This is a genomic window from Pseudomonas sp. 20-5, assembly GCF_056782835.1.
The window spans coordinates 2,111,124-2,136,469 of sequence record NZ_CM165584.1; the positions used below are offsets into that span (position 1 = coordinate 2,111,124).

At 65.5% G+C, this 25,346-nt stretch carries 22 protein-coding genes; 14 read left to right on the forward strand and 8 right to left on the reverse strand.

Annotated features, from left to right (window positions below; genetic code table 11):
• Positions 1 to 21 precede the first annotated feature (21 nt).
• Positions 22 to 930, forward strand: a complete 909-nt coding sequence (gene yegS / locus AC1RB9_RS09885; RefSeq protein ID WP_003091230.1) for a lipid kinase YegS — start codon at positions 22 to 24, stop codon at positions 928 to 930.
• Positions 931 to 1,032: 102 nt separating this feature from the next.
• The gene (locus AC1RB9_RS09890; protein ID WP_003122468.1) at positions 1,033 to 1,839 is read left to right on the forward strand and encodes an MOSC domain-containing protein; all 807 of its coding nucleotides are present in this window, start codon (positions 1,033 to 1,035) and stop codon (positions 1,837 to 1,839) included.
• Between the two features lie 43 nt (positions 1,840 to 1,882).
• On the opposite strand, the gene AC1RB9_RS09895 is transcribed toward AC1RB9_RS09890, so the two are convergent.
• Together AC1RB9_RS09895 and slt are read right to left on the reverse strand one after the other, a co-directional pair.
• Positions 1,883 to 2,269 carry a lysozyme inhibitor LprI family protein gene (locus AC1RB9_RS09895; protein ID WP_003091225.1) on the reverse strand — a complete coding sequence of 129 codons (387 nt, stop codon included), beginning with the start codon at positions 2,267 to 2,269 and terminating at the stop codon, positions 1,883 to 1,885.
• A gap of 56 nt (positions 2,270 to 2,325) precedes the next feature.
• Complete coding sequence (gene slt / locus AC1RB9_RS09900) at positions 2,326 to 4,254, reverse strand: lytic transglycosylase Slt (RefSeq protein WP_003122470.1); 1,929 nt, start codon at positions 4,252 to 4,254, stop codon at positions 2,326 to 2,328.
• A 225-nt stretch (positions 4,255 to 4,479) separates the two neighbouring features.
• Here slt and AC1RB9_RS09905 point away from each other — a divergent pair, with 225 nt between their 5' ends.
• Together AC1RB9_RS09905 and AC1RB9_RS09910 are read left to right on the forward strand one after the other, a co-directional pair.
• A complete protein-coding gene (locus tag AC1RB9_RS09905) occupies positions 4,480 to 6,402 on the forward strand; it encodes an ATP-binding cassette domain-containing protein (protein ID WP_003113976.1) in 1,923 nt (640 codons plus the stop codon).
• Positions 6,403 to 6,551: 149 nt separating this feature from the next.
• Positions 6,552 to 7,238: a DUF6901 family protein gene (locus tag AC1RB9_RS09910; RefSeq protein WP_003091213.1), complete on the forward strand. Its 687-nt coding sequence runs from the start codon at positions 6,552 to 6,554 to the stop codon at positions 7,236 to 7,238.
• A 29-nt stretch (positions 7,239 to 7,267) separates the two neighbouring features.
• Here AC1RB9_RS09910 and AC1RB9_RS09915 read toward each other — a convergent pair whose 3' ends face one another.
• Positions 7,268 to 7,705: a universal stress protein gene (locus AC1RB9_RS09915; RefSeq protein ID WP_003091210.1), complete on the reverse strand. Its 438-nt coding sequence runs from the start codon at positions 7,703 to 7,705 to the stop codon at positions 7,268 to 7,270.
• A gap of 207 nt (positions 7,706 to 7,912) precedes the next feature.
• Between AC1RB9_RS09915 and AC1RB9_RS09920 the strand changes: the two genes are divergently transcribed.
• Positions 7,913 to 8,347 carry a hypothetical protein gene (locus AC1RB9_RS09920; RefSeq protein WP_003119794.1) on the forward strand — a complete coding sequence of 145 codons (435 nt, stop codon included), beginning with the start codon at positions 7,913 to 7,915 and terminating at the stop codon, positions 8,345 to 8,347.
• 16 nt (positions 8,348 to 8,363) lie between these two features.
• Here the strand turns inward: AC1RB9_RS09920 and AC1RB9_RS09925 are convergent, their stop codons facing one another.
• Positions 8,364 to 9,182 carry a hypothetical protein gene (locus tag AC1RB9_RS09925; protein ID WP_003119795.1) on the reverse strand — a complete coding sequence of 273 codons (819 nt, stop codon included), beginning with the start codon at positions 9,180 to 9,182 and terminating at the stop codon, positions 8,364 to 8,366.
• 427 nt (positions 9,183 to 9,609) lie between these two features.
• Between AC1RB9_RS09925 and fadB the strand changes: the two genes are divergently transcribed.
• The 6 genes from fadB (at position 9,610) to AC1RB9_RS09955 (ending at position 17,181) form a co-directional block, all read left to right on the forward strand.
• Positions 9,610 to 11,757, forward strand: coding sequence for a fatty acid oxidation complex subunit alpha FadB (gene fadB, locus AC1RB9_RS09930; RefSeq protein ID WP_003091204.1), 2,148 nt, complete (start codon positions 9,610 to 9,612; stop codon positions 11,755 to 11,757).
• 30 nt (positions 11,758 to 11,787) lie between these two features.
• Entirely contained in the window at positions 11,788 to 12,963 is a 1,176-nt protein-coding gene (gene fadA / locus AC1RB9_RS09935) for an acetyl-CoA C-acyltransferase FadA (RefSeq protein ID WP_003113978.1), read from the forward strand.
• A 193-nt stretch (positions 12,964 to 13,156) separates the two neighbouring features.
• Positions 13,157 to 13,420, forward strand: a complete 264-nt coding sequence (locus AC1RB9_RS09940; RefSeq protein ID WP_003109484.1) for a DUF1653 domain-containing protein — start codon at positions 13,157 to 13,159, stop codon at positions 13,418 to 13,420.
• A 90-nt stretch (positions 13,421 to 13,510) separates the two neighbouring features.
• Positions 13,511 to 16,117, forward strand: coding sequence for a type I DNA topoisomerase (gene topA, locus AC1RB9_RS09945; protein WP_003091201.1), 2,607 nt, complete (start codon positions 13,511 to 13,513; stop codon positions 16,115 to 16,117).
• A gap of 106 nt (positions 16,118 to 16,223) precedes the next feature.
• Positions 16,224 to 16,742, forward strand: coding sequence for a DUF6586 family protein (locus AC1RB9_RS09950; RefSeq protein WP_003113979.1), 519 nt, complete (start codon positions 16,224 to 16,226; stop codon positions 16,740 to 16,742).
• A 205-nt stretch (positions 16,743 to 16,947) separates the two neighbouring features.
• Positions 16,948 to 17,181, forward strand: coding sequence for a hypothetical protein (locus AC1RB9_RS09955; protein WP_003109483.1), 234 nt, complete (start codon positions 16,948 to 16,950; stop codon positions 17,179 to 17,181).
• A gap of 21 nt (positions 17,182 to 17,202) precedes the next feature.
• Here AC1RB9_RS09955 and sulA read toward each other — a convergent pair whose 3' ends face one another.
• Both sulA and lexA read right to left on the reverse strand, forming a co-directional pair.
• Positions 17,203 to 17,688, reverse strand: a complete 486-nt coding sequence (gene sulA, locus AC1RB9_RS09960; RefSeq protein ID WP_003091197.1) for an SOS-induced cell division inhibitor SulA — start codon at positions 17,686 to 17,688, stop codon at positions 17,203 to 17,205.
• A gap of 11 nt (positions 17,689 to 17,699) precedes the next feature.
• Positions 17,700 to 18,314: a transcriptional repressor LexA gene (gene lexA, locus AC1RB9_RS09965; RefSeq protein ID WP_003091196.1), complete on the reverse strand. Its 615-nt coding sequence runs from the start codon at positions 18,312 to 18,314 to the stop codon at positions 17,700 to 17,702.
• A gap of 231 nt (positions 18,315 to 18,545) precedes the next feature.
• Between lexA and psrA the strand changes: the two genes are divergently transcribed.
• The 3 genes from psrA (at position 18,546) to AC1RB9_RS09980 (ending at position 21,196) form a co-directional block, all read left to right on the forward strand.
• Entirely contained in the window at positions 18,546 to 19,247 is a 702-nt protein-coding gene (psrA, locus tag AC1RB9_RS09970; RefSeq protein WP_003091195.1) for a transcriptional regulator PsrA, read from the forward strand.
• A 201-nt stretch (positions 19,248 to 19,448) separates the two neighbouring features.
• On the forward strand, positions 19,449 to 20,447 hold the full coding sequence (gene nagZ, locus AC1RB9_RS09975; RefSeq protein ID WP_003118092.1) for a beta-N-acetylhexosaminidase: 999 nt from the start codon (positions 19,449 to 19,451) through the stop codon (positions 20,445 to 20,447).
• 11 nt (positions 20,448 to 20,458) lie between these two features.
• Positions 20,459 to 21,196 carry an S-methyl-5'-thioinosine phosphorylase gene (locus tag AC1RB9_RS09980; RefSeq protein ID WP_003091193.1) on the forward strand — a complete coding sequence of 246 codons (738 nt, stop codon included), beginning with the start codon at positions 20,459 to 20,461 and terminating at the stop codon, positions 21,194 to 21,196.
• A 45-nt stretch (positions 21,197 to 21,241) separates the two neighbouring features.
• On the opposite strand, the gene AC1RB9_RS09985 is transcribed toward AC1RB9_RS09980, so the two are convergent.
• Together AC1RB9_RS09985 and mfd are read right to left on the reverse strand one after the other, a co-directional pair.
• The gene (locus AC1RB9_RS09985; protein ID WP_003091190.1) at positions 21,242 to 21,871 is read right to left on the reverse strand and encodes a CsiV family protein; all 630 of its coding nucleotides are present in this window, start codon (positions 21,869 to 21,871) and stop codon (positions 21,242 to 21,244) included.
• A gap of 10 nt (positions 21,872 to 21,881) precedes the next feature.
• Positions 21,882 to 25,328: a transcription-repair coupling factor gene (gene mfd / locus AC1RB9_RS09990; RefSeq protein ID WP_003122476.1), complete on the reverse strand. Its 3,447-nt coding sequence runs from the start codon at positions 25,326 to 25,328 to the stop codon at positions 21,882 to 21,884.
• Between the last annotated feature and the right edge of the window lie 18 nt (positions 25,329 to 25,346).

Genomic DNA, 25,346 nt, shown 5'->3' on the forward strand with positions numbered 1-25,346 from the left:
CACGACGAGGGGTTCGGTTCGATGGACAAGGACAAGGTTCTGCTGGTCCTGCACGGCAAGCAGGCGGGCAACGAAGAGGTTCGTGCCGCGGTCGCGGCACAGCGCGAGGCCGGGCGGGAGCTGGCGGTGCGGGTAACCTGGGAGGACGGCGACGCCCGGCGCATCGTCGAGGAGGCGCTGGCGGCCGGCTATGCGACGCTGGTCGCGGGCGGTGGCGACGGCACGCTGCGCGAGGTGGCCGAAGCGCTGGCGCGCGGGCGAGGCGAGGCGAGCCTGGCGATCCTGCCGCTGGGCACCGCCAACGATTTCGCCCGCGCCGCCGGGATTCCCCTGGAACCGGCCGCGGCGCTGGCGCTGCTCGACCAGACGGCGCGGCCGATCGACCTGGGCGAGGTGAACGGCAAGCTGTTCCTCAACATGGCCACTGGCGGCTTCGGTTCGAAGGTCACCGCGAATACCTCGGAGGACCTGAAGAAGGTTCTCGGCGGTGCCGCCTACCTGTTGACCGGGTTGACCCGTTTTTCCGAAGTGCATGCCGCCCAGGGCCGTTTCAGCGCCCCGGACTTCCAGTGGGAAGGCGAGTTCCTCGCCCTGGGCATCGGTAACGGGCGCCAGGCCGGCGGCGGGCACGTACTGTGTCCGCAAGCGCGAGTGGACGACGGCCTGCTGGACGTGAGCATCCTGCCGACGCCGCAGGACATGGTCGGTACCCTGGGCACCCTGCTCGGCGGTGGCAACGGAGTGGAAAGCCTGTTCGTCCGCGCGCGGGTGCCATGGCTGGAAGTGGAGGCGGCGGAAGGTCTCGACGTCAATCTCGACGGCGAGCCGCTGGAAGGACGCAAGCTGCGTTTCTCGGTTTCCCCGGGCGCGCTGCGCGTGCACTTGCCGGCCGGTTCGCCGTTGTTGCGCGAGCCGCCGCGCGAGGACTGAGGGCGGGGCCGACTGATCCGCTGCCTGGAGTGGCGTCTGTGTCTTGTCGGCCTTTCCCGCGACACCGTATAACAGCATCTTTCCACCAAGGATGCTGGTTCCATGTTCCGTCTCTCCGCGCTGTACCGCTATCCGATCAAGTCTTCCGCCGCCGAGTCCCTGGAGCGCGTCGCGCTCGATGCGCTGGGCGTGGTCGGCGACCGACGCTGGATGGCGGTGGACACCGAAACCGGACGTTTCTTCACCCAGCGCCTGCTGCCGCAGCTGGGGCGTATCCAGGCGCGCTGGGCGGCGCCGGAGGTCCTGCGGCTGAATGCGCCGGGGATGTCCGAGCTGAGTCTCGAAGTACCGGCAGCCGACGCCAACCTGCGTGGCGTCACGGTCTGGCGCGATACCTTGCAGGCGCCGGATGCCGGCGACGCCGCAGCGGACTGGCTGACGCGCTTCCTCGGCCGCCCGACGCGCCTGGTGCACATTCCCGAGGCGCGCGCGCGGCAGGTCGATACCGGCTACGCCGAACCGGGGCAGAAGGTGCATTTCGCCGACGGTTTCCCGCTGCTGCTGATCGGCCAGGCTTCGCTCGACGACCTCAGCCAGCGGGTCGGCCGGCCGTTGGAGATGCTGCGCTTCCGTCCCAACCTGGTGGTGGAAGGCAGCGCCGCGTTCGCCGAGGACGGCTGGAAACGCATCCGCATCGGCTCGGTCGAGTTCGTCGTGGCCAAGCCCTGTTCCCGCTGCATCCTCACCACCCTGGATCCGGCGACCGGCGAGCGCAACGAGGACCGCGAGCCGCTGACGACCCTGAAGACCTACCGGGAAAAGGATGGCGCGGTGCTGTTCGGGCAGAACCTGATTGCGCTGGGACAGGGCGGCCTGGAGGTGGGGATGCCGGTGGAAATCCTCGACTGAGGAACGGTCGCCCGCCGTTGCGGCGGGCGGCCATTGCCGGCGATCAGAGCTTGGCGTCGACGCAACCGGTGCTCAGGCACTCGCGCTCGCGTTCGCGGAGGAAGTCGAGGCGCTGGCGGGTCTTCTCGGTGGCGCAGTCGAGATTGACGAAATAACCGTTGTCCTTGCTTTCGCTGCAGGCCGCGTCGCGCTCCTTGATCCAGGCGATCTGGCTCTTCTTCAGCAGGGCTTTCTGGCCGTCGTTCAGGTGCTTGCGCAGGGTGCCGAACTGCTGGTTCAGCTCGCGGTCGGCCTGGGAAAACTCGCCGCTGCGGCAATACACGCTGTCGAAGGCGTTGCGCGGCGTACCGCAGGCGTCGGCGGCCAGGGCGCCGTCGGCGAGCAGCAGGCTGGAGGCGGCGAGCAGGGCGGTAGCGAGGGGCTTGTTCATCTTGAGGTCCTTTTCAAGGTACTGGAAAGGCCCGGGCGTCCGGGCCGGGTTGGGGGTCAGAGATCGTCGAAGTAGCGTTCGTGCCAGTCGACGATGGGCTGCGGTGCATTGAGCTTCTGCCCGTAGATCACCGCATAGGACAGCACGTTCTGCACGTACTGGCGAGTCTCGTCGAACGGAATGGTCTCGATCCACACGTCGAAGGCCAGGTGGCGGGTATCTTTCAGCCACTGGCGGACGCGGCCCGGACCGGCGTTGTAGGCGGCCGAGGCGAGTACCCGGTTGCCGTTGAACTGGCCATGCACCTGGCTCAGGTAGGCGGCGCCGAGGCGGATGTTGACGTCGGGCACGATCAGTTGCTGGGTCGAGGCCAGCGGGATGCCGAACTTGCGCGAGGTCTCCTTGGCGGTGCCGGGCATCAGCTGCATCAGCCCGGTGGCGCCGACTCCGGAACGGGCATCGGACATGAACGCGCTTTCCTGCCGGGTGATGGCGAAGATCCAGCTGGAGTGCAGGCCGCGGTTCTTCGCTTCGCGCACCAGGGTGGCGCGGTGCGCCATCGGGAAGCGGATGTCCAGGTCGTCCCAGTACTGCGCCTGGCTGATCGAGCGGATCGCCGGGAAATACCACTGCATGTCGTAGGCCAGCCTGGCCTGGGCGATCAGCTCGTCGCGATCGAACAGGCGCGCGGCGTGGTACCACTCGCGGCGGGCGTTGATCACTTCGCCACGGTTGAAGAACTCCATGGCCCGGCGCGTGCTGGCGGCGTTGCGTACGCGTTGCAGGACGCGCGGGTCGATGTGCGCAGGGCGGTTGCCGAGCTTGTACGGCACGCTCAGGCGGTCGGCGGCGAGGAAACCGTAGAAGTCGCGCTCGCCGGCGAGCTTCTGGTACAGCGCGATCGGCTCCTTGCTGTTCGGCTGTGCCAGTTGCAGGCTGCGTGCCTGCCAATAGCGCCAGCGGCTGGTGGCGGCGAGATCCTGGGGCAGCTTGCGGGTCAGCGCATAGGCTTCGTCCCAGCGGCCCAGGCGCAGCAGCAGGCGGGTGCGCCATTCGGTGACGGTGTTGTCGCGCAGGCCGGGATCGTACTGGGTCATCAGTGGCAGTGCACGCGGATCGAAGCGCTTGGCCAGGCTGAGACCGATCTCGCGGGCGATGGCGACCTTCTCGTCGCTGGAGAAGGGTAGCGCCGAGCTGTAGTAGTCGAGCAGGCTCAGGGCCTTTTCCGGGTCCTGCCGCGCCAGGCGGCGCAGGCCGAGACCGACCACGTCGGCGGTGGCATGGTCGCGCTGGCTGAAGCGGCCGGTCTGGCTCAGCTGGGCGGGGTTCTGCGCCACGCTGACCATCAGCGCGCCCTGGTTGCCGAGGGTCGGCAGGCGCTGCGCGAGGTGCGAGGCGAGGCTGTAGTTGCGCGCTTCGGCGGCCAGCTTGAGGCGTTTCCAGACCTTTTCCTCGGTGAGCTGGCCTTCGCCCTGCCAGAGGCCGAACAGGGTGTCGCAGGCAGCCGGCTGCGACTTGCCGACCAGCCACAGGCGTTCGCTGGTGGCGTAGCCTTCGGCCTTCTGGCCGTGGCCCAGCTGGTACTGGCCATACAGGCAGTCGAGTTCGGTGAAGTTCAGCTTCGGATCGTAGTAGTTGACGAAGGTCTTCCAGTCGCCGCGGTCGGCCAGCAGGCGCAGCCAGCGCAGTTTCAGCCAGCCGATCTGCGGCAGGTCGCCGTGTTCGGTGAGGAAGCGCTCGACCTCCTCGTTGCTGGCGGACTTCAGCCGGTGGGTCAGTTCGTCGTAGGCCAGGTAGGGTTCCAGCGGGTAATCGCGCAGGGCGCTGCGCGAGGCCATGTAGGGCGCGCTGTTGCCCTTGGCCAGGGCGGCCTTGGCCTGGTCGTAGAGACGGCGTTGTTCGGTCAGGGAAGCGGCGTGGACCGCGTCGACGGAGGAAATACTGAGCAAAAGGCAGGAAACGAGAGTGAACAGGCGACCGCGCATGACTTATCCGGGCAGGTGATGTCGGGTAACGTCGGCAGGTCCGCAACGGCTGCCTACGGGCGTTTCGACCGCTCGCGGGACTGGCGCGCGACCGCTGTCGCGGGGCGCGCCCGAAGCCGGGCGGATGGCTCGCCTAAGCTTAGCCGTTGCGGCATGGCGGTGAAAGCGCCGTGCCATCCGATGCCTATCCGGCGTAAAATGCGCGCCCTGTTTCCGGAGGCGCCCATGACCCTGCTCAAGTTCACCGATGTATCCCTTGCCTTTGGCACCACTCCCTTGCTGGACAAGGTGTCGTGGCAGATCGGCCGTGGCGAGCGGGTCTGCGTGATCGGGCGCAACGGTACCGGCAAGTCCAGCCTGTTCAAGGTGGTCAAGGGCGAACAGCAGGCCGACGACGGCGAAGTCTGGCGCGCACCGGCGCTGAAGATCGGCGAATTGCCCCAGGAACTGCCGCGTGCCGACGAACGGATAGTGTTCGACGTGGTGGCCGAGGGTCTGGCGGAAGTTGGCAAGCTGCTCGCCGAGTACCACCACCTGAGCCTGAACATCCATACCGACGACGACCTGGCGCGCCTCTCGCGGGTCCAGCAGGAACTCGAGGCGCGCGATGGCTGGCGCCTGCAGCAACTGGTGGACAGCACCCTCAGCCGCCTGCAGTTGCCGGCCGACAAGACCCTCGCCGAACTCTCCGGCGGCTGGCGTCGGCGCGTGCTGCTGGCCCAGGCGCTGGTCGCCGAGCCGGACCTGCTGCTGCTCGACGAACCGACCAACCACCTGGACATCGGCGCCATCGCCTGGCTCGAGGAAGCGCTGCTGGGCTTCAACGGCGCGGTGCTGTTCATTACCCACGACCGCGCCTTCCTGCAATCCCTGGCGACCCGCATCCTCGAGCTGGATCGTGGCCACCTGATCGACTGGAACGGCGACTACGCCAGTTTCCTGGTGCACAAGGAACAGCAACTGGCCGCCGAAGAAGCTGCCAACGCATTGTTCGACAAGCGCCTGGCCCAGGAAGAAGTGTGGATCCGCCAGGGCATCAAGGCCCGCCGCACGCGCAACGAAGGGCGGGTTCGGGCACTGAAGGAAATGCGTCGCGAACGCGCCGAGCGCCGCGAGCGCCAGGGCAAGGCCAGCTTCCAGCTGGAAAGCGCGGACAAGTCCGGCAAGCAGGTGATCGTGGTGGAGCACGTCAGCTTCGCCCATCCCGGCGGCCAGCCGCTGGTACGCGACTTCTCCATGGTCCTGCAGCGCGGCGACCGTATCGGCCTGCTCGGCGCCAACGGTACCGGCAAGACCACCTTGCTCAAGCTGCTGCTTGGCGACCTGCAGCCGACCTCGGGCAAGATCGAGGTGGGCACCAAGCTGGAAGTGGCCTACTTCGACCAGTTGCGCCATCAGCTCGAACCCGAGCAGACGGTGATCGACAATATCTCCGAAGGCCGCGAGTTCATCACCATCGACGGCCAGAACCGGCATGTGCTCAGCTATCTCGGCGACTTCCTGTTCAGTCCGCAGCGCGCCCGCACCCCGGTGAAGGCGTTGTCCGGCGGCGAGCGCGCGCGCCTGTTGCTGGCCAAGCTGTTCAGCAAGCCGGCCAACCTGCTGGTGCTCGACGAACCGACCAACGACCTCGACGTGGAAACCCTGGAACTGCTGGAGGAAGTCCTGCTCGGCTTCCAGGGCACCGTGCTGATGGTCAGCCACGATCGGGCCTTCCTCGACAACGTGGTGACCAGCACCCTGGTCTTCGAGGGCGAGGGCAAGGTTCGCGAATTCGTCGGTGGCTACCAGGACTGGCTGCGCCAAGGGGGCACGCCGCGCCTGCTCGGCGTGAGCGAGTCGAAGAGCGGCAAGGCCGAGCTGAATACCGCGCTGGCGCCCGCCGCCGAACCCGCGCCGGCTGCTGCGGCGCCGAGCGAGGCGCCGGCGAAGAAAAAGCTCAGCTACAAGTTGCAGCGCGAGCTGGAGGCTTTGCCCGGGCAGATCGACGCGGTCGAGGCGGAGCTGGCGGGTGTCCAGGAAACCATCGCGCAGCAGGATTTCTATCTGCGCCCGCAGGACGAGCAGCGCGAAACCCTGGCGCGGCTGGACGCGTTGCAGCAGGAACTCGATGCCTTGCTCGAGCGCTGGGCCGAACTGGAAGACTGATCCATCTCGAAAAAGTGAGCTGCATCAATGTGATAGCGGCTCATCTCGATGATCCTTGCGGGCCTTGCCGGCGGTGGGTGCAGTCCCCCGTCGGTCCCTCTGGCTGGCGTCATTGACGGGCCGGCCGTCTCCCGAGAAAGGATCAGTCCATGGCAATCGAGTACCGCATCACGCTGGACGACCAGCATCAGCTCAACTATCGCATCGAGCTGGAGCGGCACTACGACCCGCAGGCGGCTGCCGCAGCGCCGCGCTGGACGCGCCTGGAACACAATCGCTGCAGCAACTGCCCGCTCGATCGCGAACGCTACAGCCATTGTCCGGCGGCGGTCGACCTGCATGGGGTGATCGAGGATTTCCGCAACCTGCCGGCGTTCCGCAAGGCCGGCATCTGCGTGCGCACGCCGGAGCGCGAGTACATCAAGCAGGCGGGCCTGGAGGAAGGACTGCGCGCGCTGATCGGCTTGATCATGGCCAGCAGCGCCTGTCCGCTGCTGGCGCCGCTGAGGCCGATGGCCATGCAGCACCTGCCGTTCGCCAGCAACCAGGAGTTCGTGCTGCGGGTGGTGCCGCTGTACCTGATGCGCCAGTACTTCAACTTCCGCGAGGGGCGGCATGCCGATTGGGAACTGAAAGGGCTGGTGCGGCTGTTCCAGCAGTTGCAACTGGTCAACCAGGCGTTCTGGCAGCGAATCCACGACACCTGTGTCAGCGATTCCAACCTGAAGGCGTTCCTGACCTTCTTCTCGCTGTCGTCGAGCATCAGCTATTCGCTGGAAACCCAGTTGCAGAAGATCCGCCCGCTGGTGATGAGCGCCGAGGAAACGCTCGGCTGAGGCGCAGGCCCCGGCCGAGCGGGGAGAGATCAGGCTTTCTTCAGGTGCACCGCGAGCACGTCGCAGGGCGCGCCGTGCAGCACGTCGTTGGCAGTGGAACCGAGCAGCAGCGCCAGGCCGTGGCGACCGTGGCTGCCGACCACGATCAGGTCGCAGGCCTGTTCCGCGGCGAGGCGGTGGATTTCCTGGCGCGGTTGCCCGTAGACCAGGTGGCGCTGCTCGCTGCCGAGGTCCGGATAGCGTACGGCGAAGGCATCCAGGCGTTCACGGGCCTGGTCGAACTGCTGCTGCTGCAACATCGACAGGTCCATCGGCACGTCCCCACCGAAGGCCATGGCCATGGGCTCGACCACATGCACCACCGAGAGCCGGGCCTGGTTGCTGGTGGCCAGGGCCGCCGCACGCTTCATCACCGGGTCGCATTCGTCGGTCAGGTCGACGGCGACCAGAATGTGTTGATAGGGCATGAACGTCTCCTCCCAGAAGGGGATAGTGTTTTCATTATGGACTTTCGCGCCGCGCGTGGAACCTGTTCCGTTGCGCTGGGCAAAAAGCTGCTCCGCCGTGGTCGCATTCGCCTGTAAACTGCGCCTCCCTTGGCGACTGCGACCGATCGTGCCTGCGCGCGCGGATCGAGGCAAATGCCTTAACCGTTTTTCGAGTGTCCGTTCCTTATGACCACTTGGCTGGTGATCCTGCTGCTGGCTGTCATGCTCAGTCCCCTGGCCTGGCTGATGCCGTCCAACAGGCAGCGCGGCAGGATGGCCCTGCGCCTCGAGGCGCGCCGTCTCGGCCTGGCCATGCAGCTCGCGCGCCAGGATTGGCCGCATTGGCTGGAGAGCGCTCCGCCGACGTCCTGCGCGCAGTTCCACTGCCCGCGCCGACGCGGCCGGGAGGCCTGGTGCTATTGGCAGAATACCCCGGGCCAGTGGCTGAACCAGTGGCGCGAGCCGTGCGCGGACGATGAGTTGCTGGACGCCCTGCGCAGCCTCCCCGGGGATGTCTACAAGGTGGAGGCGACCGCCCAGTTCCTTGCCCTGTATTGGGGCGAGCGCGGCGATAGCGCCGACCTCGGGCGCATCGCCGAGTTTCTCCGCCAGCGCGCCTGAGGCGGCGCGCCGAGTTTCATTGGTTGCGCGCGGCATACAGCGCGGCGACCTTCTCCAGGCCATCGATGATCCGGTCTGCATTCTTGTTGACCAGGAACGGCACGCTGTTCTGGTTGTAGTTGCGCAGGGACTTCTCGATGTAGTGCCACTTGATCGCCACGCTGCGCAGCGCCCTGGCGATCTCCTCGTCGTTCTGCGGCGCCTGCTGCAGCTTCAACAGGTTGACCGAAAAGCGGCTGGCCAGGTCGTCCAGTGGACGCTCCTCGCCGCCGCCGAAGAAGCTGGCGCCCACCGACGCGTTGCGCGAGGCATAGTCCAGAGCAATGTCCTGCATCAGCAGGCTCTGTTCGCGGCTCTGCTCGGTGAGCGTCGGCACCGTGGCGGCGTTTTCCCGTTGCAGGCTGCGATACAACTGGCCGCCGAGGTCCATCAGTTGCTGGTTGCGCCGTGCCAGGTCGGCGACCGGTTGCAGGTCGCTGTAGCCCTTGTTGCGCACCGCGCCGGTCAGCTTGTCGAGGTCTTGCGCATAGTCCCGCCATTGCTCGCGAAGCTGGCCCAGCAGGCGCCGGGATTCGCTGCCGTTCACGCCGTCGAGTCGCTGCAGGCGGGCTTCCGCCGTCTGCGCCGAGCTTTCGATCAGGCTGGCGTAGCGTTGATCGCCTTCCTGGCCGACGTACATGAAGAAGGCGTTCAGGGATTTCTGCGTGGCGAGCCGCATCTGGTGCAGGGCGAGCAGGTCATCGGCGGTCCCTGCCGCGAAGACGGGGAGGCTCAGCAGGCCGAGCAGGGCCAGACAAAGAGTGAACGGACGGCAGATCATGGGTTCCATCTCCATGTGGCCCTGGAGGCCTTCTTGTTGTTCTTTTGTAACGGCCCGTGGCCGATCATGCATGGCGATCTGCGGCGACTCTAGCCTGCCTTTCCGCACCGGGACAAGCGCCCACGGCGCCGATCATCGAACATCTGAATGGTCCGACAGAGGCTGGCTGAATGGCCCTGCGCAGAGGGCCTGGAGGAGGGCAGGTGTTTTCCGGATGGCTGATTGACAATTCCCGGCTTTTGCCGGAATGTGTGCGCACCCAAGTCAAACGGGCGTATGAATCGAGCGTTTGCCTCGCGCAGGCCTCGACAATAGAGACCCGGTTATCGCGTCGGCGGGTGTGCCGAAGGGTTTGGGACTATGCTCGGCGGTTGCCGAAAGGGTCCCGACACGGCGTCCGATGTGTAAGTTCAAGCTTCCATAATAGCGTGGAGATCAGTTGATGATTTACCAAGGTAAAGCCATCACGGTTAAGCCTCTTGAGGGCGGCATCGTCGAGTTGAATTTCGATCTCAAGGGCGAGTCCGTCAACAAGTTCAACCGTCTCACCCTCAGTGAGTTGCGTGCGGCAGTCGATGCGATCAAGGCCGATGCATCGGTCAAGGGCGTGATCGTGACCAGCGGCAAGGACGTGTTCATCGTTGGTGCCGACATCACCGAGTTCGTTGACAACTTCCAGCTGCCCGACGAGGAACTGATGGCGGGCAACCTCGAAGCCAACAAGATCTTCAGCGACTTCGAAGACCTGGACGTACCCACCGTTGCCGCGATCAACGGCATCGCCCTCGGCGGCGGCCTGGAGATGTGCCTGGCCGCGGACTTCCGCGTGATGAGCGCGACCGCCAAGGTCGGCCTGCCGGAAGTCAAGCTGGGCATCTACCCGGGCTTCGGCGGCACCGTCCGCCTGCCGCGCCTGATCGGCTGCGATAACGCCGTCGAGTGGATCGCCTCGGGCAAGGAAAACAAGGCCGAGGACGCCCTGAAGGTCGGCGCCGTCGACGCCGTGGTCGCTCCCGAGCAACTGCAGGCCGCTGCCCTCGACCTGGCCAAGCGCGCCGTCGCCGGCGAGCTGGACCACAAGGCACGGCGCCAGCCGAAGCTGGAAAAGCTGAAGCTGAATGCAATCGAGCAGATGATGGCCTTCGAAACCGCCAAGGGCTTCGTCGCCGGCCAGGCCGGTCCGAACTACCCGGCGCCGGTGGAAGCCATCAAGAGCATCCAGAAGGCCGCCAACTTCGGCCGCGACAAGGCGCTGGAAGTCGAAGCCGCCGGCTTCGTCAAGCTGGCCAAGACCTCGGTCGCGCAGAGTCTGATCGGCCTGTTCCTGAATGACCAGGAACTGAAGAAGAAAGCCAAGAAATACGACGAAGTCGCCAAGGACGTGAAACTGGCCGCCGTGCTCGGCGCCGGCATCATGGGCGGCGGCATCGCCTATCAGTCGGCGCTCAAGGGCACCCCGATCCTGATGAAGGATATCCGCGAAGAGGGTATCCAGATGGGCCTGAACGAGGCCGCCAAGCTGCTCGGCAAGCGCGTCGAGAAGGGTCGCCTGACCCCGGCGAAGATGGCCGAGGCGCTCAATGGCATCCGTCCGACCATGTCCTATGGCGACTTCGGCAACGTCGACATCGTCGTCGAAGCCGTCGTCGAGAACCCCAAGGTCAAGCAAGCCGTGCTCGCCGAAGTGGAAGGCGCGGTGAAGGAAGACGCGATCATCGCCTCCAACACCTCGACCATCTCCATCAGCCTGCTGGCCCAGGCGCTGAAGCGTCCGGAAAACTTCTGCGGCATGCATTTCTTCAACCCGGTGCACATGATGCCGCTGGTGGAAGTGATCCGTGGCGAGAAGACCGGTGAAACCGCCATCGCCACCACCGTCGCCTACGCCAAGAAGATGGGCAAGAGCCCGATCGTGGTCAACGATTGCCCCGGCTTCCTGGTCAACCGTGTGCTGTTCCCGTACTTCGGCGGCTTCGCCAAGCTGCTGAGCTTCGGCGTCGACTTCGTGCGCATCGACAAGGTGATGGAGAAGTTCGGCTGGCCCATGGGCCCGGCCTACCTGTCCGACGTGGTCGGCATCGACACCGGCCACCATGGCCGCGACGTCATGGCCGAGGGCTTCCCGGACCGCATGGCGGTCGAGGGCAAGACCGCCGTCGACGTGATGTACGAGGCCAACCGCCTGGGCCAGAAGAACGGCAAGGGCTTCTACGCCTACGAGACCGACAAGCGCGGCAAGCCGAAGAAGGTCACCGATCCGCAGGCCTACGAAGTGCTCAAGCCGATCGTGGTCGAGCAGCGCGAAGTGACCGACGAGGACATCGTCAACTTCATGATGATCCCGCTGTGCCTGGAAACCGTGCGTTGCCTGGAAGACGGCATCGTCGAGACCGCTGCCGAGGCCGATATGGGCCTGATCTACGGCATCGGCTTCCCGCCCTTCCGTGGTGGTGCTCTGCGCTACATCGATTCGATCGGTGTCGCCGAGTTCGTGGCCCTGGCCGACAAGTACGCCGAGCTGGGCGCGCTGTACCACCCGACCGCGAAGCTGCGTGAAATGGCCAAGAACGGTCAGAAATTCTTCGGTTAATCGCGGAACGACTAGAGCGAGAGTGAATTTATGAGCCTGAATCCGAGAGACGTCGTCATTGTCGACTTCGGCCGCACCCCGATGGGTCGTTCCAAGGGTGGCATGCACCGCAACACCCGCGCCGAGACCATGTCGGCGCACCTGATCAGCAAGCTGCTGGAGCGTAACCCGAAGGTCGACCCGGCCGAAGTGGAAGACGTGATCTGGGGCTGCGTCAACCAGACCCTGGAGCAGGGCTGGAACATCGCGCGCATGGCGTCGCTGATGACCCAGATCCCGCACACCAGCGCCGCGCAGACCGTCAGCCGCCTGTGCGGTTCGTCGATGAGCGCGCTGCACACCGCCGCCCAGGCGATCCAGACCGGCAATGGCGATGTATTCGTCATCGGCGGCGTGGAGCACATGGGCCACGTCGGCATGATGCATGGCGTCGACCCGAACCCGCACCTGTCCCTGTACGCCGCCAAGGCCTCGGGCATGATGGGCCTGACTGCGGAAATGCTCGGCAAGATGCACGGTATCAGCCGTGAGGCGCAGGACAAGTTCGGCGCGCGTTCGCACCAACTGGCCTGGAAGGCCACCCAGGAAGGCAAGTTCAAGGACGAGATCATCCCGATGGAAGGGTATGACGAGAACGGTTTCCTGAAAGTCTTCGACTTCGACGAGACCATTCGTCCGGAAACCACCGTCGAGACCCTGGCCGAGTTGAAGCCGGCGTTCAATCCGAAAGGCGGCACCGTGACCGCGGGGACCTCCTCGCAGATCACCGACGGTGCCTCCTGCATGATCGTGATGTCGGCCCAGCGCGCCCAGGACCTGGGCATCCAGCCGATGGCGGTGATCCGCTCCATGGCCGTGGCGGGTGTCGACCCGGCGATCATGGGCTACGGCCCGGTGCCGTCGACCAACAAGGCGCTCAAGCGTGCCGGCCTGACCATCGCCGACATCGATTTCGTCGAACTCAACGAAGCCTTCGCCGCCCAGGCCCTGCCTGTGCTGAAGGACCTCAAGCTGCTCGACAAGATGGACGAGAAGGTCAACCTCCACGGCGGCGCCATCGCCCTGGGTCACCCGTTCGGTTGCTCCGGTGCGCGCATTTCCGGCACCCTGTTGAACGTGATGAAGCAGAACGGCGGTACCCTTGGCGTGTCCACCATGTGCGTGGGCCTGGGACAGGGTATCACCACCGTCTTCGAGCGCATCTAAGCGTTCGTCGAAGGGGAAAGCCGGGGCCTCGTGCCCCGGCTTTCGTTTTTCAGTGTCAGTCGTTTCCGGCTGTATCGAGCGAATGACGCCCCGGGAGCGCGGGTTTGCCTATTGTGCGATCCGTGCCTATACCGGGCTGTTGTATGTCGGCATTGTGCCGTTGTTTTCCGATTTTCGAGACAAGGTAAGGAACATGGACCTGCAGGCTGGGCTCTATCGTCATTACAAGGGACAGAACTACCGGGTCCTGGGTGTCGCGCGGCATTCGGAGACGGAAGAGGCGCTGGTGATCTACCAGGCGCTGTACGGCGAATTCGGTCTCTGGGTGCGTCCGCTGGAGATGTTCACCGAGGCCGTGGAGGTCGATGGCGAGTGGGTGCCGCGCTTCGTCCTGGTGAGTCCCGAGGCCGATCCCCTGGGCTTGCAGAAAGCTCCCGGCGGGGAAGACCGCGCTTGACCTTGGCTCGTTCGCCACTATATATAGCGGTGCCGCGCTAGTCGCTCCCTCCTTTATATTCATCTTTTCGACGCAGGAACCTTCCGATCCATGGGTAAATCGCTGGTCATCGTGGAATCCCCGGCCAAGGCCAAGACCATCAACAAGTACCTGGGCAGCCAGTACGTGGTGAAGTCGAGCATCGGCCACATCCGTGACCTGCCCACCAGTGGTTCGTCGAGTTCCAAGGAGCCGGCGGCCAAGGGCCGCAAGAGCGCCTCCGAGGCGCCGGCGCTGTCACCGAAGGAGAAGGCCAGGCGCCAACTGGTCTCGCGCATGGGGGTCGACCCCGAGCATGGCTGGAAGGCCAAGTACGAGATCCTGCCCGGCAAGGAAAAGGTCATCGACGAGCTGCGCCGCCTGGCCAAGGACGCCGACACCGTCTATCTCGCGACCGACTTGGACCGCGAAGGGGAGGCCATCGCCTGGCACCTGCGGGAAGCCATCGGCGGCGACGAAAGCCGCTACAAGCGCGTGGTATTCAACGAAATCACCAAGAAGGCCATCCAGGAGGCCTTCTCCCAGCCCGGCGAGCTCGATATCAACCGGGTGAACGCCCAGCAGGCGCGGCGTTTTCTCGACCGCGTGGTCGGCTACATGGTCTCGCCGCTGCTCTGGCAGAAGATTGCCCGTGGGTTGTCCGCCGGCCGCGTGCAGTCGGTGGCGGTGAAGCTGGTGGTGGAGCGCGAACGCGAGATTCGCGCCTTCGTCCCGGAAGAGTACTGGGAAGTGCATGCCGACCTCGGTACCGCCAAGGGCGCCAACGTGCGCTTCGAGGTTACCCGTGAGAAGGGCGAGGCCTTCAAGCCGCTCAACGAAGCCCAGGCCATGGCGGCCCTGGAAAAGCTCAAGGCCTCGGCCTATAGCGTCGCCAAGCGCGAGGACCGGCCGACCTCCAGCCGACCCTCGGCGCCGTTCATCACTTCCACCCTGCAGCAGGCGGCGAGCAACCGCCTGGGCTTCGGGGTGAAGAAGACCATGATGATGGCCCAGCGTCTCTACGAGGCCGGCTACATCACCTACATGCGTACCGACTCGACCAACCTGTCGGCCGATGCCATTGGCATGGTCCGCGGTTTCATCGAGGACGAGTTCGGCCAGAAGTACCTGCCGGGCAAGGCCAACGTCTACTCGAGCAAGGAGGGCGCCCAGGAAGCGCACGAGGCGATCCGTCCTTCCGACGTCAACCTCAAGCCGACCCAGCTGTCCGGCATGGAGCGTGACGCCGAGCGCCTGTACGACCTGATCTGGCGCCAGTTCGTGGCGTGCCAGATGACCCCGGCCGAATACCTCTCGACCAGCGTGAGCGTCACCGCCGGCGATTTCGAGCTGCGCGCCAAGGGCCGCATCCTCAAGTTCGACGGTTATACCCGGGTACTGCCGCAGCAGAGCAAGCCGGGCGAGGACGACGTCCTGCCGGAAATGAAGGAAGGCGAGAACCTCAAGCTGATCAAGCTCGATCCGAGCCAGCACTTCACCAAGCCGCCGGCGCGCTACTCCGAAGCGAGCCTGGTCAAGGAACTGGAGAAGCGCGGTATCGGCCGCCCCTCGACCTACGCGGCGATCATCTCCACCATCCAGGAGCGCGGCTACGTAACCACCCACAACCGCCGCTTCTATGCGGAGAAGATGGGCGACATCGTCACCGATCGGCTCAACGAGAGCTTCGCCAACCTGATGGACTACGGTTTCACCGCCGGGATGGAGGAGCATCTCGACGACGTGGCCCAGGGCGAGCGCGACTGGAAGCACCTGCTCGACGAGTTCTACGGCGATTTCAAGAAGAAGCTCGAGGTGGCTGAAGTCAGCGAGAAGGGGATGCGCGCCAACCAGCCGACCCTGACCAACATTCCCTGCCGCGAGTGCGGCCGGCCGATGATGATTCGTACCGCCTCCACCGGCGTGTTCCTCGGCTGCTCGGGCTACAGCCTGCCGCCGAAGGAGCGTTGCAAGGCGACCGTCAACCTGATTCCCGGCGACGAGATCGCCGCGGACGACGAGGGCGAGTCCGAGTCGCGGGTGTTGCGTGGCAAGCATCGCTGCCCGATCTGCAGTACCGCGATGGACGCCTACCTGCTGGACGAGAAACACAAGCTGCATATCTGCGGCAACAACCCCGACTGTCCGGGCTACGAGATCGAGGAAGGCCAGTACCGGATCAAGGGCTACGAAGGGCCGAGCCTGGAATGCGACAAGTGTGGCAGCGAGATGCAGTTGAAAACCGGCCGTTTCGGCAAGTTCTTCGGTTGCACCAATCCGACCTGCAAGAACACCCGCAAGCTGCTGAAGAATGGCGAGGCGGCGCCGCCGAAGATGGACGCCATCCGCATGCCTGAATTGAAGTGCGAGAAGGTGGACGATATCTACGTGCTGCGCGACGGCGCTTCGGGCATGTTCCTGGCCGCCAGCCAGTTCCCGAAGAACCGCGAGACCCGCGCGCCGTTGGTGAGCGAGATCATCCCGCACAAGGCCGAGCTGGATCCCAAGTACCATTACCTCTGCGACGCTCCGCAGAAAGACCCGGACGGCCGTCCCGCGGTGATCCGTTTCAGCCGCAAGACCAAGGAGCAATACGTGCAGTCCGAGGTCGATGGCAAGCCCACCGGCTGGCGCGCCTTCTACGATGGCGGCAAGTGGAAGGTCGAAGACAAGCGCTGATGGATGGCGCGCCCGCTTGCATGGGGCGCGCTTATACTGCGCGAAGGCCGGGCGCTGACCTGGCCTGCGCTCCGCATTCCTTCCAGTTTTAATCGGGAGTACCGGCATGGCCCAAGAGCTTTATACCCGCACCAACCAGAAGCTGTATTTCGCCGGGTTGGCTCTGGAGGCCTGGAAGCGAGCCGATGCCGAGCGGGCGATGAATGCCCAGGCGATCATCCAGGGGGAGCGCGAGTCGGCGCTGTTCCACCTTTATGGCGCAGTGCTCGGTGTATGCCATGAGATCGCCGGTTACTACCGTCTGCCGCAGGCTGCCGCTCCTCGCGTGGATGCATTGCTGAATGCCGAAGTGCTGGCGGCCGCGCCCAGCCCCGAGCTGGCTGAACTGGTGGAGTTGGCGTCGCAGCCGGAAACCTGGCTGGGCCAGTTGCTGGGCGCCTACTCCGAGCTGTTCCTGCCGCCGCGACCGACCAAGGCAGCGAAGATCGACCCCAGCACGCCGTTGATCGTTGCCGTGAGTATCGACGAAGAAGCCCCCTTGCTTTCTCGCGAAACCCTCGAGGAATGGCGGCAGTCGCTGAAGCAATTGGTCCTGCGTTTTCGCGAGAGCCTGACGGAGCTGTAACGCCGTCGTCATTCGCCGATCAGCGGTAGGACATTTTCCTACCGTTCCACTCGGTTGATTTGCCAGCAAAAAAATTTAGCGGATGCCGTCCGGGCGCTCTGGAACCGCCGTTACAGGCGCGAGAGGGGAACCGGAAGGCGGATGCGGGCTAGGGATGCACTGGATGGGCTGTTACAATGTCGCGTCTTCGTAGAGAGCGTCTGTCATGCCAACATCCTTCCTTGAAATCGTAGAAATGCCCGACGGGCGCATCGTGCTGCGTCGCGCCGATGACGAGGAGGCGTTGGTGACTCTGGAGTTCTCCGGGGACGCGAAGAATTTCCTGCAAGGCCAGCATGTCGAAGTGGCCAAGGCCATGTTCAATGTCGGCGTGCAAATGGCCGGTCGTCTTGCCGAGGGCGAGATGGAACACGACGAAGGCCCCCGCGTCCTGCACTGAACGCTGTCCCCCGCCGTTTTTTCAACCCAGACGAATATTCAGGCTCTGTGCTTGGCCCAGTTGGGCGGCGCGGGACAGTTGCTTGCGCGCCGCCCGGCTCAGCGGTTCCAGCCAACTGACCACGGTGTGGCTGCGGCCCAGGCGCAAGGCCTCGCAACTGAGCGCCAGGGCAGCGGCGTTGTCCTTCGCCTGCAGTAGCAGGATGCGCTCGCGGTTCAGGCCGGCGCGGCGCAGCCATTCATGGGTCAGGCTCGCCGGCGGAGCGATCAGGGTCAGCCAGCGGGCATCCTGTTCCTCGCTGAGCTCGCGGAGAATCGGTGCGAGCAGGGTCAGGCAGTGCCCCGGCAGGCCGCTGAGCGAAAGTTCGCTAAAGGCAGCGGGTTCCTCGATGGAGGCACTGGAAGGGCTGTCGATGACATCGTCGAGCAAGGGTGCGCCGTTGCTGGCCCAGAACGCTTCCTGGAACAGTGGCAACTGGGCGCTGGGCAGCGAGTGGGAGGTCTGCATGGTATCTCCTGTCAGCGCCGGATCACGCCGACGCTCAAGCCTTCGATGATCAGTTCCTGCTCCTTCAGATCGACTTCGATCGGAGCGAACTCAGGGTTTTCCGCCAGCAGCCAGACCTTGCTGCCTTCGCGCTTGAAGCGTTTCACCGTGACCTCCTCGCCGATCCGCGCGACCACCACCTGGCCGTTGCGCGCTTCGCGGGTGACGTGGACGGCCAGCAGGTCGCCGTCGAGGATGCCGATGTCCTTCATGCTCATGCCGCGCACGCGCAACAGGTAGTCGGCGCGAGGATTGAAGAAGGCGGGATTGATACGGCAGGATTCCTCGATGTTCTGTTCGGCGAGGATCGGTGCGCCGGCGGCGACCCGTCCGATCACCGGCAGGCCCTCATCGTCGTTGGCGGCATGCGGTTCGAAGCCGGGAATGCGGATGCCGCGAGAGGCGCCCGGAGTCATTTCGATGGCGCCCTTGCGTGCCAGCGCCTTGAGGTGCTCCTCGGCGGCGTTCGGCGACTTGAAGCCGAGTTCCTGGGCGATTTCCGCCCGGGTCGGCGGAAAGCCGTGGTCTTCCAGGCAGCGCTTGATGAAGGAGAGGATCTCGGCTTGGCGGGGCGTCAGCTTCTGCATGTCGTCGCTCTGTGTTTTTATCCAGTGACTGGGATTATATACAGTGAGCGGGGCGTGGCAATGATTTTCCGCATGACATTTCGTCCTGCGTCACGATGAAGTTGGCCAGTGTCTTGCTTCCGTTTTTCGGGACTTCTCTGTAATTTTCCTGACTGGTGCGTCATCTGCCGCTTGACAAGGGATGTGGCTGAAACGTATGTTTCAAACAAGTGTTTGTCAGGCGGAGAAACCATGGCCCAGTCGGAAACCGTCGAACGCATTCTCGATGCGGCGGAACAGCTGTTCGCGGAAAAAGGCTTCGCCGAAACCTCGTTGCGTCTGATCACCAGCAAGGCCGGGGTCAACCTGGCGGCGGTGAATTATCACTTCGGTTCGAAGAAGGCGCTGATCCAGGCGGTGTTCTCGCGTTTCCTCGGGCCATTCTGCGCCAGCCTGGAAAAGGAGCTGGATCGTCGCCAGGCCAAGCCCGAGGCCCAGCACGCCACCCTGGAGGACCTCCTGCACCTGCTGGTGTCCCAGGCGATGGCGGTGAAGCCGCGCAGCGGCAACGACCTGTCGATCTTCATGCGCTTGCTCGGCCTGGCCTTCAGCCAGAGCCAGGGGCACCTGCGCAAGTACCTGGAGGAGGTCTACGGCAAGGTCTTCCGGCGCTACATGCTGCTGGTCAACGAGGCTGCGCCGAAGCTGCCGCCCATCGAGCTGTTCTGGCGCGTGCACTTCATGCTCGGCGCGGCCGCCTTCAGCATGTCGGGGATCAAGGCCCTGCGGGCGATGGCGGAAACCGATTTCGGCGTGAACACTTCCACCGAGCAGGTGATGCACCTGATGGTGCCGTTCTTCGCTGCCGGCATGCGCGCCGAGAGCGGCATCGACGATCCGCTGCTGGCCGGGGCGCAACTGCGCCCGCGGAACAAGACGCCCGCCAAGGCCTGATTGCAGACGGCGCCCCAGGGCGCCGTTTTCCTTTCTCCTTTCTCTGTGCTCCGGGCGGAACTCCATGCGCCAGGCCGGCTCCATTGGCAGGCGCGCGGTACCGCCCCGGGACTTAAGTCTTTCTGCCGGGTGCAGTACAGTGTGCGCTGTCTGAGGCCCGTGACGGCGGGCTTCGCTGATTTCCAGGCCATAGGACTCTTCATGCAAGGCTCTCTGATGCTCGACATCGGCGGCACCTGGCTGACCGCCGAGGACCGCCAAATCCTGCGCCACCCCGAGGTGGGCGGGCTGATCATCTTCGCTCGCAACATCGAGCATCCTGCCCAGGTTCGCGAACTGTGTGCGGCCATTCGCGCCATCCGTCCCGACCTGTTGCTGGCCGTCGACCAGGAAGGAGGGCGCGTGCAGCGCCTGCGCCAGGGCTTCGTGCGCCTGCCGGCGATGCGCGCGATCGCCGACAACCCCAATGCCGAAGAGCTGGCCGAGCATTGTGGCTGGCTGATGGCGACCGAGGTGCAGGCGGTCGGCCTCGACCTGAGTTTCGCGCCGGTGCTGGATCTCGACCACCAGCGCAGCGCCGTGGTCGGTAGCCGCGCCTTCGAGGGCGACCCGGAGCGTGCCGCGCTGCTTGCCGGTGCTTTCATTCGCGGCATGCATGCCGCCGGGATGGCCGCCACCGGCAAGCATTTTCCCGGTCACGGCTGGGCCGAGGCCGATTCCCATGTGGCGATTCCCGAAGACGCGCGCAGTCTCGAGGAAATCCGGCGCAGCGACCTGGTTCCGTTCGCCCGCCTGGCCGGACAGCTCGACGCGCTGATGCCGGCCCATGTCATCTATCCGCAGGTCGACCCGCAGCCCGCCGGCTTTTCCCGGCGCTGGTTGCAGGAGATCCTGCGCGGCGAGCTGAAGTTCGACGGGGTGATATTCAGCGACGACCTGTCGATGGCCGGCGCCCATGTGGTCGGCGACGCCGCCAGCCGCATCGAGGCCGCCCTGGCCGCGGGCTGCGACATGGGCCTGGTGTGCAACGACCGGGCTTCCGCCGAGCTGGCCCTGGCTGCCCTGCAACGCCTGAAGGTGACCCCGCCGTCGCGTCTGCAACGCATGCGTGGCAAGGGCTACGCGAATACCGACTATCGCCAGCAGCCGCGCTGGCTGGAAGCACTGTCCGCGTTGCGCGCCGCGCAACTGATTGATTGAGGGAGCTGTCGATGAGTGTCTACGCGATTATCGGAGGAACCGGCCTGACCCAGCTGGAAGGGCTGACGCTGAGCGAGTCCCTGCCGATCGAAACGCCGTATGGCGCGCCGTCCGCGCCGCTCCAGCGTGGCCGCTACGCCGGGCGCGAGGTGCTGTTCCTGGCACGTCACGGTCATCCGCACCGCTTCCCGCCGCACCAAGTGAACTACCGGGCCAATCTCTGGGCGCTGAAGCAGGCGGGTGCCGAGGCGGTGATCGCGGTCAACGCGGTGGGTGGCATCCATGCGGCGATGGGAACGGGGCACCTGTGCGTGCCGCACCAGTTGATCGACTACACCTCGGGACGCGAGCACACCTATTTCGCCGGCGATATCGAGCATGTCACCCATATCGACTTCAGCCACCCCTATGACGAGCCGTTGCGCCAGCGCCTGATCGAGGCGTTGCGTGCGTTGGGGCTGGCGCACAGCAGCCATGGGGTCTACGCCTGCACCCAAGGGCCGCGCCTGGAAACGGTGGCGGAAATCGCCCGGTTGGAGCGGGACGGCAACGATATCGTCGGCATGACCGGCATGCCCGAGGCGGCACTGGCCCGCGAGCTGGACCTGCCCTACGCCTGCCTGGCGCTGGTGGTCAATCCCGCGGCGGGCAAGTCGGCGGGGATCATCACCATGGCCGAAATCGAACAGGCGTTGCACGATGGCATCGGCAAGGTGCGCGAGGTGCTGGCGCGGGTCCTGGCCGGCTAGGCGGCCATCGCAACGAAAAAAAGGCCGCTATTGCGGCCTTTTTCGCTATTGCGCAGGAGGTGCGGCGTCGAAGCCGCCTTCGACGGGGGGCGCGTCCGCCGGTGCCTGCTGTTCTTCCATTTCCATGGGATTGGGGGCGGCGGGACGGGCGCCGACCGGCACCACTTTGATCAGGATGCCCAGGCTCGGATGGTCGAGATAGGTCAGTTCGCCATTCTTCAGCCGCGTGCCCTGCCTGATGTGCTGGCTGCCGGCGAGGAAACCGTCGTCGCCGAAGCGATTGACCCAGAAATCGGCCTCCATGTCGACGAAGCGCACCTGGCTGAGGGTCAGCGTACCTTCCACCGGGAAATGATGATCCTGTTCCTGGCCTTCGCTGAGGGCGATCTTCACCGGGGTCTCGCCGATGTCCTGGCGCCAGGCCTTGTGCAGCAGCACGGTGTAGCCGTTGTCCTGGCTGAGCTTGGCGAGCTGGTTGTCGAGCGCGGTGGCGCGCAGGGCGTCGCTGGCCAGCGGCTGTGCGCCGGTGGCCCAGTCGTCCGGGGCCGGCTGGCTGGACGGCACGGCATCGCCGGCCTGGCGGAACACCACCAGTTCCACCTGGTAGGGACCGCCGGCGAATGCCGCGGGGGCGGCCAGTGAGAGCAGCAGGGCAAGGCAACGGAACAAGCGCATAGGCTAATCCTTAGGTGGTTTGCGGTGTCAGGCGCTCGAACAGCGCCTCCAGGGTATTGAAGCGTTCTTCCGGTCGTTCCATGGGCACCTGGAAGCGGAACAGGGTTGCGCCTTCGAACTTGTAGCGGTTCGGCTGGCCCTGGATCAGCTTGATCAATACCAGCGGGTCGACCTGGGTATCGGCGGCGAATTCTATACGACCGCCCTGCGGTCCGGCATCGACCTTGAGTATTCCAAGTTTTTCCGCCTGCAGTTTCAGAAGGGTCAGGCGCATCAGGTTCTTCGCCGGATCGGGCAGGAGCCCGAAGCGGTCGATCATCTCCACCTGCAACTCGCGCAAACCTTCCTCGTCAGGGGCGTTGGCGATGCGCTTGTAGAGGATCAGCCGGGCATGCACGTCGGGCAGGTAATCCTCGGGGATCAGCGCAGGCACCCGCAGGTTGACCTCCGGCCCGCCGCCCAGTGGCTGCTCGAGGTTCGGTTGCTCGCCCTTGCGGATGGCCTTCACCGCCCGTTCGAGCATTTCCATGTAGAGGGTGAAGCCGACCGCCTGGATCTGCCCGCTCTGGCCGTCGCCGAGCAACTCGCCGGCGCCGCGGATCTCCAGGTCGTGGGTGGCGAGGACGAAGCCGGCGCCCAGGTCCTGGGCGTTGGCGATGGCTTCCAGGCGTTTCTCGGCGTCCGGGGTCATCTGACGGCGCGGCGGTGTCAGCAGGTAGGCGTAGGCCTGGTGGTGGCTGCGACCGACGCGGCCGCGCAACTGGTGCAACTGGGCCAGGCCGAACTTGTCGGCGCGCTCGATGAGGATGGTGTTGGCGCTGGGCACGTCGATGCCGGTCTCGATGATGGTCGAGGCCACCAGCACGTTGAAGCGCTTGTGGTAGAAGTCGCTCATCACCTGTTCCAGCTCGCGCTCGTGCATCTGTCCGTGGCCGATGCCGATGCGCGCCTCCGGGACCAGTTCGGCTAGGTCGCGGGCGCACTTCTCGATGGTCTTCACTTCGTTGTGCAGATAGTACACCTGGCCGCCGCGCAGCAGTTCGCGGAGCAGCGCTTCCTTGATCACCGCGTTCTGCTGCTCCATGACGAAGGTGCGCACCGACAGGCGGCGCGCCGGCGGCGTGGCGATGATGGACAGGTCGCGCATGCCGGAGACGGCCATGTTCAGGGTCCGCGGGATCGGCGTGGCGGTGAGGGTGAGGATGTCCACTTCGCTGCGCAGGGCCTTGAGCTGCTCCTTCTGGCGCACCCCGAAGCGGTGTTCCTCGTCGATCACGACCAACCCCAGGTTGGCGAACTTCACGTCTTCCTGGAGCAGCTTGTGGGTCCCGATGAGGATGTCGATCTTGCCTTCGGCCAGTAGCCGCGCAGCGTTCTCGACTTCCTTGGCGCTCTTGAAGCGGCTCATCACCTCGACGCTCACCGGCCAGTCGGCGAAGCGGTCGCGGAAGCTGTTGTAGTGCTGCTGGGCGAGCAGGGTGGTGGGCACCAGCACCGCCACCTGCTTGCCGCTATGCACGGCGACGAACGCCGCGCGCATCGCCACTTCGGTCTTGCCGAAGCCGACGTCGCCGCAGACCAGGCGGTCCATGGGCCTGGGCGCGAGCATATCGGCGACCACCGCCTCGATGGCGCTTTGCTGGTCCGGCGTCTCCTCGAACGGGAAGCCGGCCGAGAAGGTCGCGTAGTCGGCCTGCGGATCCTTGAACGCGAAGCCTTCGCGGGCGGCGCGGCGGGCGTAGATGTCGAGCAGCTCGGCGGCGACGTCGCGGACCTGCTCGGCGGCCTTGCGCTTGGCCTTCTGCCAGGTTTCCGAGCCGAGCCGGTGCAACGGCGCCAGGGCGTCGTCGGCGCCGGTGTAGCGGGCGATCAGGTGCAGGTTGGCGACCGGCACGTAGAGCTTGGCGTCCTCGGCGTATTGCAGCATGAGGAATTCCGCCTGCTGGTTGTCCACCTCGAGGGTGATCAGGCCCAGGTAGCGGCCGACGCCATGGTCGATGTGCACCACCGGCGCGCCTTCGCGCAGCTCGGTGAGGTTCTTGATCACCGCGTCGCCGCCGTCGCGGGTCTTTTCCCGGCGCCGGCGCTGCATGACGCGCTGGCCGAACAGCGGGCTTTCGGCGACCAGGGCGAGGGCCGGATGGTCCAGCAGCAGGCCCTCGTCCAGCGGCGCGATGCTGATCGCCAGGCGTGCCTGGCTGGCGAGGAAGGCCGGCCAGCCGTCGACTTCCTCGGGGCGCAGCTTCAGTCGGGCCAGCAGCTCCAGCAGGACTTCCCGGCGTCCGGCCGATTCGGCGCAGAACAGTACGCGGCCGGGGAACTCCTCGATGAACCGGCGCAGCGCGGCCAGCGGCTCGGCGGTCTTGGCTTCGATCGCCAGGTTCGGCAGCGGCAGGGCCGGGAAGCGCTCGCGCCCGACGCCCGGCTCGACGTCCTCCTGGCTGGCGACCACCCGTGGCCAGTTCTTCAGCCGGGCGAAGCAGTCTTCCACCGGAAGGAACACTTCCGCCGGCGGCAGCAATGGCCGTTCCGGATCGACCCGGCGGTCCTCGTAGCGGCTGCGTACGTCATTCCAGAACTGCTCCGCGGCCTGTTCGATGCCGGGCAGGGAGAACACCTGGGTGTCTTGCGGCAGGTAGTCGAAGAGGGTCGCGGTTTCCTCGAAGAACAGCGGCAGGTAGTACTCGATTCCCGAGGGTGTCAAACCGCTGGCGAGGTCTTGGTAGATCGGGCAGCGCCGGTAGTCGACGTCGAAGCGCTCGCGGAAGCGGCCGCGGAAGCCGGTGACCGCTTCCTTGTTCAGGGGGAATTCGCGTGCCGGCAGCAGGCGGATCGACTCGACCTTGTCGATGGAGCGCTGGGTCTCCGGGTCGAAGGTGCGCAGGGTCTCGATCTCGTCGTCGAACAGGTCGATACGGAAGGGCAACTCGCTGCCCATCGGGAACAGGTCGATCAGCGCGCCGCGGACGGCGAACTCGCCGTGCTCGTAGACCGTGTCGACGCAGCGGTAGCCGGCGCCTTCCAGGCGCAGGCGCATCCGCTCGACGTCGAGTTTCTGGCCGACGTCGAGGACCAGGCTGCTGCCGAGCAGGAAGCGGGTCGGCGCCAGGCGGTGCAAGGCGGTGGAGATCGGCACCACCAGCACGCCGTGCTTGAGCTGCGGCAACTGGTAGAGGGCGGCGATGCGCTGGGAAATGATGTCCTGGTGCGGCGAAAAGACGTCGTAGGGCAGGGTTTCCCAATCGGGGAAATGCAATACCGGCAGGTCGGGGGCGAAGAACCGCAGTTCCTGTTCCAGGCGTTCGGCATTCTGGCTGTCGGCGGTCAGCAGCAGGGTGAAGCGCTTGGCGGAACTGGCGGCCTCGGCGACAGCCAGGCTCAGCGCGGCACCGGGGAGGTTGCCCCAGTGTTGCTTGCCGGCGCTGGCCGGCAGGCTGGGAATACGCAGTACGGACACGGGCAAGCTGGGCTCCGG